Origin of the sequence: Heyndrickxia coagulans DSM 1 = ATCC 7050 (assembly GCF_000290615.1) — a bacterium.
GTDB lineage: Bacteria > Bacillota > Bacilli > Bacillales > Bacillaceae_C > Weizmannia > Weizmannia coagulans.
In genome coordinates this window covers 34,116-46,937 of record NZ_ALAS01000205.1, presented here as the reverse complement: position 1 = coordinate 46,937, position 12,822 = coordinate 34,116, and the positions used below count along the sequence as shown (strand labels likewise).

11 protein-coding genes are annotated in these 12,822 nt (G+C 47.3%); 8 read left to right on the top strand and 3 right to left on the bottom strand.

All coding sequences use genetic code 11. The features are described from left to right. The first annotated feature begins 255 nt into the window (after positions 1-255). The 5 genes from miaB (at position 256) to mutL (ending at position 7,764) form a co-directional block, all read left to right on the top strand. Positions 256-1,803 carry a tRNA (N6-isopentenyl adenosine(37)-C2)-methylthiotransferase MiaB gene (gene miaB / locus IC21_RS10490; RefSeq protein WP_013859174.1) on the top strand — a complete coding sequence of 516 codons (1,548 nt, stop codon included), beginning with the start codon at positions 256-258 and terminating at the stop codon, positions 1,801-1,803. Beyond that, entirely contained in the window at positions 1,803-2,231 is a 429-nt protein-coding gene (gene ricA / locus IC21_RS10485; RefSeq protein WP_029141535.1) for a regulatory iron-sulfur-containing complex subunit RicA, read from the top strand. The genes miaB and ricA overlap by 1 nt, the downstream gene beginning before the upstream one ends. Before the next feature lie 193 nt (positions 2,232-2,424). Next, positions 2,425-2,961 (top strand): outer spore coat protein CotE, encoded by a 537-nt coding sequence (locus tag IC21_RS10480; RefSeq protein ID WP_013859176.1) that lies wholly within the window; start codon positions 2,425-2,427, stop codon positions 2,959-2,961. Positions 2,962-3,222: 261 nt separating this feature from the next. Further along, entirely contained in the window at positions 3,223-5,850 is a 2,628-nt protein-coding gene (gene mutS, locus IC21_RS10475; protein ID WP_029141534.1) for a DNA mismatch repair protein MutS, read from the top strand. Between the two features lie 15 nt (positions 5,851-5,865). Then, on the top strand, positions 5,866-7,764 hold the full coding sequence (gene mutL, locus IC21_RS10470) for a DNA mismatch repair endonuclease MutL (protein WP_029141533.1): 1,899 nt from the start codon (positions 5,866-5,868) through the stop codon (positions 7,762-7,764). 319 nt (positions 7,765-8,083) lie between these two features. Here the strand turns inward: mutL and IC21_RS10465 are convergent, their stop codons facing one another. The 3 genes from IC21_RS10465 to IC21_RS10455 all read right to left on the bottom strand — a co-directional run bounded on the left by IC21_RS10465 (position 8,084) and on the right by IC21_RS10455 (position 9,583). Then, a complete protein-coding gene (locus IC21_RS10465; RefSeq protein WP_014098487.1) occupies positions 8,084-8,350 on the bottom strand; it encodes an excalibur calcium-binding domain-containing protein in 267 nt (88 codons plus the stop codon). 247 nt (positions 8,351-8,597) lie between these two features. Continuing rightward, positions 8,598-8,999 (bottom strand): hypothetical protein, encoded by a 402-nt coding sequence (locus tag IC21_RS10460; RefSeq protein ID WP_029141532.1) that lies wholly within the window; start codon positions 8,997-8,999, stop codon positions 8,598-8,600. Between the two features lie 374 nt (positions 9,000-9,373). Then, positions 9,374-9,583: an aspartyl-phosphate phosphatase Spo0E family protein gene (locus tag IC21_RS10455; RefSeq protein ID WP_013859180.1), complete on the bottom strand. Its 210-nt coding sequence runs from the start codon at positions 9,581-9,583 to the stop codon at positions 9,374-9,376. 529 nt (positions 9,584-10,112) lie between these two features. On the opposite strand from IC21_RS10455, the gene miaA reads away from it, so the two are divergent. The 3 genes from miaA (at position 10,113) to spoVK (ending at position 12,684) form a co-directional block, all read left to right on the top strand. Then, the gene (gene miaA / locus IC21_RS10445; RefSeq protein ID WP_026104780.1) at positions 10,113-11,066 is read left to right on the top strand and encodes a tRNA (adenosine(37)-N6)-dimethylallyltransferase MiaA; all 954 of its coding nucleotides are present in this window, start codon (positions 10,113-10,115) and stop codon (positions 11,064-11,066) included. 175 nt (positions 11,067-11,241) lie between these two features. Continuing rightward, positions 11,242-11,472, top strand: coding sequence for an RNA chaperone Hfq (gene hfq / locus IC21_RS10440; protein ID WP_013859183.1), 231 nt, complete (start codon positions 11,242-11,244; stop codon positions 11,470-11,472). Between the two features lie 270 nt (positions 11,473-11,742). Continuing rightward, complete coding sequence (gene spoVK, locus IC21_RS10430) at positions 11,743-12,684, top strand: stage V sporulation protein K (RefSeq protein ID WP_017553373.1); 942 nt, start codon at positions 11,743-11,745, stop codon at positions 12,682-12,684. Positions 12,685-12,822: the final 138 nt, after the last annotated feature.

Genomic DNA, 12,822 nt, shown 5'->3' with positions numbered 1-12,822 from the left:
CTTTTTTCCGGTAAAGCGCAAATCCCCGGCGTTTTGCCAAATGCGACTCCGGCACAAACCGCGAACAGATCCGTGTTAATTGGTTAAACAACCGGGATTTGAAGCCCGGTTGTTCCTAGATCGTGAAAAACTTGGCACAAGCCGGGCACGAGGTTTGTTGTAATAGGAGAAAAAACCATTTATACTGGTTATACGCATGATTTTTATATGGTTGCCGCAATAGCGCGGCATGGTGCAAACAGAAAGGGGATTGCCATGAACGAGAAACAGCGTTTGGAACAGCAGCAAGTGAACCCTGTAGAGCCTGCGGACAAAAAATCCGAAAAGGACTACAGCAAATATTTCCAATCGGTTTATATTCCGCCAAATTTAAAAGAAGCAAGAAAACGCAGCCGGAAACCGGTCCAGTATTTTAAAGACTTTGAAATCGATGAAGACTTAAAAGGCATGGGCGACGGATTGAAATTTTACATCCGGACTTACGGCTGCCAAATGAACGAACATGACACGGAAGTGATGGCCGGCATTTTTATGCAGCTTGGCTACACGCCGACCGAAACGGTGGAAGATGCGGATGTGGTTCTGCTGAATACATGCGCCATCCGTGAAAACGCCGAAAATAAAGTGTTTGGCGAAATCGGCCACCTGAAACCGTTGAAAACGGAAAAACCGGACATGCTGATCGGGGTTTGCGGCTGTATGTCGCAGGAAGAATCCGTCGTCAATAAAATTTTGCAAAAACACCCGCATGTCGATATGGTTTTCGGCACCCACAACATTCACCGCCTGCCGTACATTTTAAAAGAAGCGTATATGTCCAAGGCAATGGTTGTGGAAGTATGGTCCAAAGAAGGCGACGTGATCGAAAGCCTGCCGAAAGTGCGCAAAGGCAACATCAAGGCATGGGTGAACATCATGTACGGATGCGATAAATTCTGCACGTACTGCATTGTGCCGTATACGCGCGGAAAAGAGCGTTCAAGGCGCCCGGAAGACATCATCCAGGAAGTGCGCGAACTGGCCGCCAAAGGCTACAAGGAAATCACGTTGCTCGGCCAGAACGTCAATGCCTACGGAAAAGATTTTGACGACCTTGAATACGGCCTTGGTGATTTGATGGATGATCTGCGCAAAATCAACATCCCGCGCATCCGCTTTACCACGAGCCATCCGCGCGATTTCGACGACCGCCTGATCGAAGTGCTGGCGAAAAAAGGAAACCTCGTCGAGCATATCCATCTTCCGGTCCAGTCCGGTTCAAGCGAAATTTTAAAAATTATGGGCCGCAAATATACGCGGGAACAATATTTGGAACTCGTCAGAAAAATCAAAGCCGCGATTCCGGATGTGGCGCTGTCCACCGATATTATTGTCGGTTTCCCGAACGAAACCGAAGAGCAGTTTGAAGAAACATTGTCCCTTTATAAAGAAGTCGGGTTCGAAACGGCCTATACGTTTATTTATTCCCCACGCGAAGGCACGCCGGCAGCGAGAATGAAAGACAATATCCCGATGGAAGTGAAAAAGGAAAGGCTGCAGCGCCTGAATGAACTCGTCAATGCCTATTCAAAAGCAGCCATGGAAAAATACGAAGGCCAGGTTGTGGAAGTGCTTGTAGAAGGCGAAAGCAAAAACAATCCGGAAATTTTAGCCGGTTACACACGCAAAAACAAACTTGTCAACTTCAAAGGCCCGAAATCAGCGATTGGAAAACTCGTGCAGGTAAAAATTACGAAGGCGAAAACATGGTCACTGGACGGGGAAATGGTGGCTGTGCTTGACCCGGCCGGGGTGGAAGCGTGATGCAGAAGTTTACAAAAGATGATATTGTCGCAAAAGCTGCCGAACTGGCGAAAATGATTGCGGAAACGGAAGAAGTGGATTTTTTTAAACGGGCGGAAGCGCAAATCAATGAAAATGAGAGAGTCCGCAATTTAATTGCCAATATCAAAGCTTTGCAAAAGCAGGCTGTCAATTTGCAGCATTATGGAAAAAAAGAAGCGTTAAAACAAGTGGAAGCCAAAATAGACGAACTGGAAGAAGAACTGGACGGCATCCCGGTCGTCCAGGAGTTCAAGCAGTCGCAGATGGACGTAAACGACCTGCTCCAGCTTGTAACAAACACCATTTCCAATACGGTTACGGATGAAATCATCAAATCCACCGGCGGCGATCTTTTAAAAGGCCAAACCGGATCCCAGGTGAAATATTCTTCCGGCACCCTCCACTGAAAAAAACGGTGTGCACCCGGGTGCACACCGTTTTTTTTGCACGCCCAAGGCAAATCCATTCCCGGGTACGGGCACTCCTTCAGAGCCGCGGCATATGTTAGGATTACCCGGAGGTGGCGGGAAAAAGAATTGGCACACCGGCCTGGGTAAAAGCATAGGATGAATTGAAAATAGATGAGGAGGGTTCGCTCGAATGGCAGAATATAGAGAAATCATTACAAAAGCAGTCGTTGCGAAAGGGCGCAAATTTACGCAGTCCAATCATACGATTTGCCCGCCGCAGCATCCTTCGAGCATTTTAGGCTGCTGGATTATCAACCATAAGTACGAAGCCAGGAAAATAGATAAAGAAGTTAAAATCCGCGGCTCTTATGATGTGAACATCTGGTACTCCCATAATGACAATACGAAGACATCGGTCATGACGGAAAAAGTCGAGTATACCGATACCGTTAAATTGCATTACAGGGATCCGGATTGCCTGGACGACAAAGAAGTCATCGCAAGCGTCCTGCAGCAGCCGAATTGCATTGAAGCGGTCATTTCGCCAAACGGCAATAAAATCATTGTCAGTGTCGAAAGAGAGTTTCTCGTGGAAGTCATCGGTGAAACAAAAGTTTGTGTTGCCATCTCACCTGAAGGGTGCAGCGATGATGATGAATGGGAAGAAAGCAGCGACGAGTTTGAAGAATTAAACCCTGACTTTTTAGTGGGAAGTGAAGAAGAATAGAAGCCGCAAACTAGGAGGCATACACTCCTAGTTTTTTTCTGGGCGCGGCGGATTTCACCACCAAAACGCTTGTGCCGCTTAGAATGCGATTAAAGTTTTTCCCGGATCCCCACAGCGGGCTTTGCCACAGGAAAGAAAAAACCCGGCACCCCGGAGGAGGCATTGAAAATCAACAGACAAGGCCCGGTTTTTGTAAAATGATCCGTATTTCAATTTATGAAGGCCTTTATGCAAATATGTTATAATAAACAGGATTGAAGAATGATTGATAAGCAGGAAAGGAATTTGGTAAGAATGGCTGCGTATACCCCAATGATCCAGCAATATTTGCAAGTGAAGGCGGAATATCAGGATGCCTTTTTATTTTTCCGCCTCGGCGATTTCTATGAAATGTTTTTCGAAGATGCCATTAAAGCGTCCCAGGAACTTGAAATTACATTAACGAGCAGGGACGGCGGCGGCGACGAAAAAATCCCGATGTGCGGGGTACCGTACCATTCCGCCAGCACTTATATTGAACAGCTGATTGATAAAGGCTATAAAGTGGCAATATGTGAACAGATGGAAGACCCGAAACTGGCAAAGGGCGTTGTCAAGCGGGAAGTCATCCAGCTGATTACCCCCGGCACCCTGATGGAGGGCAAATCGCTCGCAGAAAAAGAAAACCACTATATTGCGTCTGTTGCATCCCTGGCGGACGGGCATTTCGCGATTGCCTATATTGATTTGTCAACAGGGGAGGGCAAGGGTTGCCTGTTGGAAGGCCCGTTTGAAGAAGTGCTGAATGAACTGGCGTCAATCGGCGCAAAAGAAGCTGTGGTAGATCCGGAATTTCCGGATGAGTACGCGCGGCTGATGAAAAATACAGGAAATGTCACCATTTCCTTCGAAACGGATACCGCCGTCAAGGAAGGCTTTGAAAAACTTTTGCCCCAGCTTAAACCGGAGCTTTTGCAGCTGGCTGCGGCAAGGCTGTTAAACTATTTATTCCGCACGCAAAAAAGGAGCCTCGACCATCTACAGCCGGTTGAAATGTATGAAGTCCGCCGGTTTTTAAACATCGATTATTATTCCAAGCGCAATCTCGAACTGACAGAGACGATCCGCGGGCAAGGAAAAAAAGGATCGCTTTTATGGCTGCTCGATGAAACGATGACGGCCATGGGCGGACGGCTTTTAAAACAGTGGATCGGCCGGCCGCTTCTTAAGCAAGAAAAAATTGAAGCGCGGCTTCAAATGGTGGAAACCTTTTTAAACCATTACTTTGAACGGGAGGATATTCGCGGGCGCCTGAAGGAAGTATATGACCTCGAAAGGCTTGCCGGCCGGGTGGCATTCGGCAATGTGAATGCGCGCGACCTGATCCAGCTGAAATGCTCGCTGCAGCAAATCCCGGGCATCCGGGCGGTCATGGAGAGCATGGAAAGCCCGGAAAGCAAAAAACTGGCGGCGCTTCTTGACCCGTGCGAAGAGCTGACAGATTTGCTCGAACGCGCCATTGAGGACAGTCCCCCGGTTTCCGTGAAGGAAGGCGGGATGATCCGTGACGGCTATAACGAAGAGCTGGACCGTTACCGCGACGCAAGCAAAAACGGCAAGCAGTGGATTGCAAGCCTCGAACGCGAAGAGCGCGAGCGGACCGGGATCAAGTCGCTGAAAGTCGGATACAACCGCGTGTTCGGCTACTATATCGAAGTGACGAAGGCAAACCTCCACCTGCTCGAAGAAGGCCGGTATGAACGGAAACAGACGCTGGCGAATGCCGAGCGGTTCATTACACCGGAATTGAAAGAAAAAGAAGCGCTTATTTTGCAGGCGGAAGAAAGAATGATCGACCTGGAATACGAGCTGTTTACGGAAATCCGGGCACATGTAAAAGAATTTATTCCACGGCTGCAGCGCCTCGCAAAAGCGGTCAGCATGATTGATGTGCTGCAAAGCTTTGCCGTCGTAAGCGAAAAACGCCACTACACAAAGCCGGTATTCCGGACAGACGGCGTGCTGAAGATTACGGAAGGGCGCCATCCGGTTGTTGAAAAAGTGCTCGATTCGCAAAGCTATGTGCCAAACGACTGCCTGATGGATGAAAACCGGGAGATTCTGCTGATTACCGGGCCGAACATGTCCGGGAAAAGCACGTATATGCGGCAAATTGCACTGACGGTAATCCTTGCGCAAATCGGCTGCTTTGTGCCGGCACGCGAGGCGGAGCTACCGGTTTTTGACCGGATTTTTACACGGATTGGCGCAGCTGATGATCTCATTTCCGGTCAGAGTACGTTCATGGTCGAAATGCTGGAAGCGAAAAACGCGATTGCAAACGCAACGGAACGAAGCCTGATTTTATTTGATGAAATCGGGCGCGGAACGTCTACATATGACGGGATGGCACTTGCCCAGGCGATGATCGAATACATCCATGATGAAATCGGGGCCAAAACGCTTTTTTCCACCCATTATCATGAGCTGACGGCGCTTTCTGCAGATCTGGGCAAGCTGCAAAACATCCATGTCACCGCCATGGAGCAAAACGGCAAAGTTGTTTTCCTCCATAAAATCAAAGAAGGCCCTGCAGATAAAAGTTACGGGATCCATGTGGCAAAACTGGCCGGCCTGCCGGAACAAGTCATTCGTCGCGCCGAAAAAATCCTCCATGCGCTTGAAAACCAGGATAATGGCGAGACGCAAATGAACCCCCCGGAAGCGGCTGCTACCAGCGAACCCGCGCAACTGTCCTTTTTTGAAGAGCCAGAAACGCCGCGCCAGAAAACCGTTGAAGCAAAGGAAAGAAAGGTGCTCAAGCAAATCAGGGAACTCGATCTGCTTGAGATGACGCCGCTTGCGGCCATGAATGCACTCTATGAAATCCAGAAAAAATTAAAAAAATAGGTGGTGTTGTCCGCGATGGGAAAAATTGCACAACTGGACGAGTCGCTTTCGAACAGGATTGCAGCCGGTGAAGTGGTTGAACGGCCGGCATCTGTCGTGAAGGAACTGGCGGAAAATGCCATTGACGCGGAAAGCACGGTCATCGAAATTGATGTCTGGGAAGCCGGAATGGAAAAAATCCGTATGATTGATAATGGAACCGGCATCGAGCCTGAAGATGTTGAGCTTGCTTTCTCACGCCACGCCACAAGCAAAATTAAAAACGAACATGATCTGTTCCGGATCCGTTCGCTCGGATTCCGCGGCGAAGCGCTGCCGAGCATTGCGGCTGTTGCCCGTGTTGAGATGGTCACCTCAACCGGAAACGGGCCCGGGACAAAAGCGGTCATTGAAGGCGGGAAATGGGTGGCCCGCGAACAGGCGCCGAGCCGGAGAGGAACCGAAATTACGGTCACCGATTTATTTTTTAACACGCCTGCGCGGTTAAAATATATGAAGTCGATCCATACCGAGCTCGGCAATATTACCGATGTGGTGAACCGCCTCGCGCTCAGCCATCCCGAGGTGTCTTTCCGCCTCCGCCACGGCGGAAAGATGCTGCTTCAGACAAGCGGGAACGGCGACGTGCGCCAGGTGCTTGCCGCCATTTACGGCGTGAACATTGCCAAAAAAATGATTCCGGTACACAGCCAAACGCTTGATTTTGAAATCAACGGGTTTATCGCTTTGCCGGAAATTACGCGGGCTTCGCGCAATTATATTTCCACGATGGTAAATGGCCGGTTTATTAAAAATTACGCGCTTGTAAAAGCCATATTGGAAGGGTACCATACACTGCTCCCGATCGGCCGCTACCCGATTGTGCTGCTATCGCTGAAAATGGATCCGGTGTTAGTCGATGCGAATGTCCACCCGGCCAAGCTGGAAGTGCGGTTCAGCAAAGAAAAGGAACTGTGCCGGGCGATTACGGGCGCGATTAAAGCTGCTTTCAAAAAGCAGGAATTGATTCCGTCCGGCATGGTGCGGCAGGCAGAAAAACCAAAACAGGAACAGGTGTCGTTCCAGCTTGACCATTTGCCGGAAAAAACGGAACCGGAAACCCCGAAAGCTTTCTCTGCGCCGGTTGCGCCGCACCCATCGCCCCGGCCGGAGGAAGCGAAAACGGGGCAGCCTTATAAAAGCCCGGATGCGGAACAGCCGACCGCTGATTTCCCGCCATTTTCAGGAGGAAATTCGGATCCCGTTTTACCGGAAGAGATCCGCGAACCGGTGCGTGCTGCATTGGATGTTAAAGAGGCAAAGGGGCAGCTGGCGGCACAGCAGCCGGCATCCCGCATTCCGCCGATGTATCCGATCGGCCAGATGCACGGCACGTATATTTTTGCACAAAATGAAAACGGCCTGTATATCATTGACCAGCACGCTGCCCAGGAGCGGGTCAAGTATGAATTTTTCCGCGAAAAAGTCGGCGAAGTGAAAAAAGAGGTGCAGGAAATGCTTGTGCCGCTGACTTTGGAATACGCGACGGATGAAGCGATTAAAATTCAGGAGAACCTTGAAGCGCTGAAAGAGGTCGGCGTTTTCCTTGAACCATTCGGGCATAACAGCTTTATTGTCCGTTCCCATCCGACATGGTTCCCGAAAAATGAGGAAAAAGAAGTCATTGAGGAAATGATCGAGCATGTCCTTTCCATAAAAAAAGTCGATGTAAAAAAATTGCGTGAAAAAGCGGCGATTATGATGAGCTGCAGAGGGTCCATCAAGGCGAACCGGCATTTGCGCAATGACGAAATCCAGGCGCTGCTTGATGCGCTCCGAATGGCATCCGACCCGTTTACATGCCCGCACGGCCGCCCGATCATCATCCACTATTCGGTATACGAACTCGAAAAAATGTTTAAACGGGTCATGTAACTCCCGGATCGCGAAACCCCTTGATGATCAAGGGGTTTCAATCTTTTTAACGGGTGTTTGACCACAATTTGACCACATTTCAAACATGTTTGAGATCGTTGTATTGTTCAACCTTTTACTAGCGTATCGATACCATCTTCCACTAAAGGCCCATCAGCCCGTTAACGATAAGTGCTTTGGATAATACGAGAGGGGGTGCAGTTTTTTGTTCTGATTCTTGACTTTTGTCATTCATTGTGATGACGCCTTGTTTAGAATCGCTGTTCACGCCATATAGGTTCCGTCTTTGATTCTAAGAAAAAGCCTAGAGGGCCTTTTCCTATCTTTCACAAGCGATACTATCATGGTCCCTGTCTTTTGTTTTATTTTTGTCATACAATGCTTTTGAAACGTATGGCTTATAGTGTGTCTTTCCACCTTTGTTTTTTGCGCTTTTACTTCTTGCAACGCCGCCTTTGTAATCTTTATTCAAGGCTTTACAGTTGGCATAAGTCTTTGCCTTTGCCGCATCAACATCATGAGAAGCAGCAAACGATACTCCGAAAATTAGGCCGGAAGCAACTGCGACTGAAATGATTTTTCTCACTATAATTCTCCTCCAAGTTCACTTAAATGATTTTATATAGTCACCAATGAAAAAGATGTTATAACTTCCATATATACCTAATTCTTGTAGTGGACGGAACAACTTCGGTATGAGCAATTGGATACCATCGTGTTAAAGAATATAGAATACATATCTATCAAATAGACTGAGGTTTCCATGCATTCATCCGATTTTCATCTGCAAATGACTTTACAGAGGGGCAACTTCCTTTACATATACGATTTGGTCACTGATTTTTATTTTGCTTCATCATATTAATTTCGAATTCTGCGTCTGCAACTTTTCTATTTACAAAAATGACACCATTCCGAAGATCTTTGATTTCCTCTTTGACGCCTGCAATCTCACCGTGGACATGGTGGACATCCATTGATAGGGCATCAATCTTTGCATCTGTTTCTTCCTGGCGGTCGCGTATGGCTCTGACAATTTGTCCCAGTTCTTTTTGGCCCGATTCTAAGACTTCAAACTTATTGTTCAGTTCTTTTTGGCCGGATTCTAAGGCTTCAAACTTTTGGTTCAGTTCTTTTTGGCCTGATTCTAAGGCTTCAAACTTTTGGTTCAGTTCTTTTTGGCCTGATTCCAGTGAGCTTAGCTTCTTAAGGATAAGATCCAGCTTCTGATCCATTGTCAATCTCCTTCCAAATTGTTTTGATGATCTTCTTCTTCGGGGTAAATTTCTATCACCATCCATTATATATTGCATTTTTAATCCAATCCATAGGAATTCATCTCTGTCCTGAAAATATGCGCCGCAAGATTCTCATCTTCCGGTGGTGCCGCATTCAGTGCGGCATGGGCATCTCATTTGTTTTGCAAGACGAAGATTGCTTTCAGTCATATCACGGGCCGTAGAAGTCCTTTTGTTTCCTCGTTCATTGCAAACGCCGTGCCAGAGTACACTTCTTCCAGGATGCAACGCCTGACGGGCCATCATGACTACGGCAAGCAAAAAAGGCAGCGGCCGGCATTTGTTTTAAAGGAAATGGCGGATGGAAGGAATTAATCACGGAATGAGCCGCCCTTGCTTTGTGCGAGCATGCCCAGCTGGTATTCATAAATCAGTTTGTCCAATAATTGGCTTTGGCGGATCGTTTCCGGGTGGTTCATGCCATTTTGTTTGGCACACTGCATCAATTGTTCGCGGAGGATCAAAATAATACGGGGCAGATGGGCAGAGGCAAGTGTGGGATACTGATTCATTTTTTCCATGCAAACATCCCTTTCGGAGAAATATAAGAAGATTAGAAAAACAGTTTTGAAGAAAAGGCAACATAAGCGTGTTTCGGAGGCGGTTGTGCTTAAGATGGCCTTTTAGCGGAGCCGGCAGGCATATCATTTGAATCAGGGCCAATGGCATGCCTGAGCAATACGATATCTTCATATATGCTTTTTTTCACAGCCTTATACGGGCATTTGTGGTATTCATCCAAAAGCCGCCCTAATTCAATAATAAAAAAGAAACGCTCGTCATTTTTGACCATACCAAAAACCTGCCTTACATGGATCATAATCATTATCCTTATTATATAGTATAAATGGATTGGATGTGAAGCAGGACTTTAGACCTATATGCATTTTTTAAATATTTTTTTGTAAGCGAATTTTCAATGATGAATAAAATCCCGAAAAAAGGGAAACTGTATAGATGTTCTGTTTGCTGTTTTATGGTACGATAGAGACAGAAAAATCCGGGGATTTAAAGAATGCTGCAATCTCCAGCATAAAAGGTAGGGTACGAATGGCAAAACAAAAACTGATCGTACTGATCGGCCCGACAGCATCAGGAAAAACGGCGCTTAGCATCCGCCTCGCGAAAAGATTCGATGCTGAAATTATCAGCGGCGATTCGATGCAAGTATACAGAGGCATGGATATCGGCACAGCAAAAATTACGCAGGATGAAATGGAAGGGGTTCCCCATCACCTGATCGATATTAAAAATCCGGATGAGTCTTTTTCGGTTGCTGAATTCCAGCAACTGGTACGGGAAAAAATAAGCGATATTGCTTCCCGCGGCAAGTTGCCCATGATCGTAGGCGGCACGGGGCTTTACATACAATCTGTCTTATACGATTACCGTTTTTCGGACATTGCCGGAGACCCGGCATACCGCGCGGAACTTGAAAAGATCGCAAAGCGGGAAGGGCCCGGCCTGCTTTACAAATTACTGGAAAAAACCGATCCGGAAAGTGCCGCAAAGATTCATCCGCATAATGTGAGAAGGGTGATCCGGGCGCTGGAAGTATGCCATTTTTCCGGCAGGACGATGCAAGACTACCAGAAACAGCAACAGCATGAACCGCTTTATTGTGCGGCGCTGGTGGGGCTTGTGATGGAGAGGGAGAAGCTGTATCAATGCATTAACGAACGGGTCGATCAAATGATGGAACGCGGTTTAATCGAGGAAGCGAGAAAGTTGTATGACAAACATTTGCGTGGTGTCCAGTCCATCCAGGCGATCGGCTACAAAGAACTGTACGATTACTTTGACGGGCGCACGACCCTTGATGAGGCTGTTTCCCGCTTAAAACAAAATACAAGGCGTTTTGCCAAAAGGCAGCTCACCTGGTTCCGCAATAAGTTGGAAATAGAGTGGTTTGACATGACAAAAGAGGAAGAAAAGGAAAAAAAATTTGAAGAAATTTCCGCTTTCATAGCAGGAAAGCTACAATTAAAATCGAATAGTTTATAATATAGAGTATAGCCGGGAACACGCGTGACTTCAGTCATGAGATGCTCCGGGCACCGAACCGCAGAAACTGCGGGGGCTGCCTGCCAAAAATCACCGGAGATCCACCGGCGTTTGCAGGAATCTCGCGGCTTTAGTCATGAGCAGGTTAAAATAGAGAGAAAGAGGAGGATTTGTAATGAACAAAGCCATCAATATTCAGGACCAGTATTTAAACCAATTGCGGAAAGACGGTACGGTTGTCACAGTCTTTTTGATGAACGGCTTCCAGCTTCGCGGCCAGGTAAAAGGCTTTGATAACTTCACCGTGCTGATTGAAACAGACGGCAAACAGCAACTCGTTTTCAAACATGCGATTTCAACGTTCCAGCCGCAAAAAAATGTTCAAATCAATTTTGAGGAAAATTAAAACAAAATGCCCGGCAACTTGCCGGGCATTTTAAATATGGTGTACTGTTATCCGACCCCGAAACATAAACTGATACAGATAATTATTTCTCGGGAAAGCGCAAAAACCGACAAATTCCCCCGCCATTTTGGATGATGCTGATTTTTGGCCGGTGCGGATTTGAAAAACAACCGGTTTTCTTATGCCGAACAACAAGTTTTTGTACGTGGGCATTTGTCACACTCCCGGCCCAATCCGCGTATATTGTCTGTAGAATGCGAGGTGGCGGTGATGGATCAACCGATTCGTATGAAAAATAACGGCCAGATCAATATTGTCCTCCATGCGGGCCAAAGGGAGGCCGTTATTCCCCAGCCGAAAATAGAAACCAGCAAAAAAGATTTATCAGCGGAACATGAAATTTTAAAAGAAATTGAAGATGAACTTGGCACGCTTGTCGGAATGGAAGAAATCAAAAAAATGGTAAAAGAAGTTTATGCCTGGATCTATATTAACAAGAAAAGGGAAGCCGCCGGGTTAAAAACGGGAAAGCAGGCTCTCCATATGATGTTTAAAGGCAATCCCGGCACAGGCAAAACAACTGTCGCCCGATTGATCGGGAAATTGTTCCATAAAATGAATGTATTGTCAAAAGGCCACTTGATTGAAGCGGAAAGGGCCGATCTTGTCGGCGAATACATCGGCCATACGGCGCAAAAGACAAGGGATTTGATTAAAAAAGCGATCGGCGGCATTTTATTTATTGATGAAGCGTACTCTCTCGGCCGCGGCGGCGAGAAAGATTTCGGGAAAGAAGCAATCGATACGCTTGTAAAGCATATGGAAGACAAACAGCACGAATTTATTTTAATTTTGGCCGGCTATTCAAACGAAATGGATTATTTCCTGAGCCTGAATCCGGGGCTGCATTCCCGGTTCCCGATTGTGTTCAACTTTCCCGATTACTCGGTAGAGGAGCTCATGGATATCGGGAAAAGGATGCTGACTGAAAAAGAGTATACGCTCAGTTTGGATGCAGAACGGAAGCTCCGCGACCATCTGGCTTTTGTCAAAACAACGAGCAACCCTGCCAGTTTTTCAAACGGCCGGTATGTGCGGAATGTAATTGAAAAATCAGTGCGCGCCCAGGCGATGCGGCTGTTGATGCAGGCTTGCTATGACCGCCATGAGCTGGTCACGCTGCGTAGCAGTGACCTTGTTTTTCCGGACTGACGCCCCTGCGCCCTCTGCGGTTTTCCGCAGGCGCTTATTTTCCGTCCGAAAGCTTAAGACGGTTTTGCCGGCTAGCTGTTTCGCCCGGAAAATAAGCAGCTTGGGGATACATTTTCAAGTCATGCGGGCCCGGGCATA

Bases quoted from the DNA above. Each gene is read 5' to 3' on its own strand.
- miaB (WP_013859174.1), top strand. From the start codon at position 256: ATGAACGAGAAACAGCGTTTGGAACAGCAGCAAGTGAACCCTGTAGAG.
- ricA (WP_029141535.1), top strand. From the start codon at position 1,803: ATGCAGAAGTTTACAAAAGATGATATTGTCGCAAAAGCTGCCGAACTG.
- IC21_RS10480 (WP_013859176.1), top strand. From the start codon at position 2,425: ATGGCAGAATATAGAGAAATCATTACAAAAGCAGTCGTTGCGAAAGGG.
- mutS (WP_029141534.1), top strand. From the start codon at position 3,223: ATGATTGATAAGCAGGAAAGGAATTTGGTAAGAATGGCTGCGTATACC.
- mutL (WP_029141533.1), top strand. From the start codon at position 5,866: ATGGGAAAAATTGCACAACTGGACGAGTCGCTTTCGAACAGGATTGCA.
- IC21_RS10460 (WP_029141532.1), bottom strand. From the start codon at position 8,999: ATGGATCAGAAGCTGGATCTTATCCTTAAGAAGCTAAGCTCACTGGAA.
- IC21_RS10455 (WP_013859180.1), bottom strand. From the start codon at position 9,583: ATGGAAAAAATGAATCAGTATCCCACACTTGCCTCTGCCCATCTGCCC.
- miaA (WP_026104780.1), top strand. From the start codon at position 10,113: ATGGCAAAACAAAAACTGATCGTACTGATCGGCCCGACAGCATCAGGA.
- hfq (WP_013859183.1), top strand. From the start codon at position 11,242: ATGAACAAAGCCATCAATATTCAGGACCAGTATTTAAACCAATTGCGG.
- spoVK (WP_017553373.1), top strand. From the start codon at position 11,743: ATGGATCAACCGATTCGTATGAAAAATAACGGCCAGATCAATATTGTC.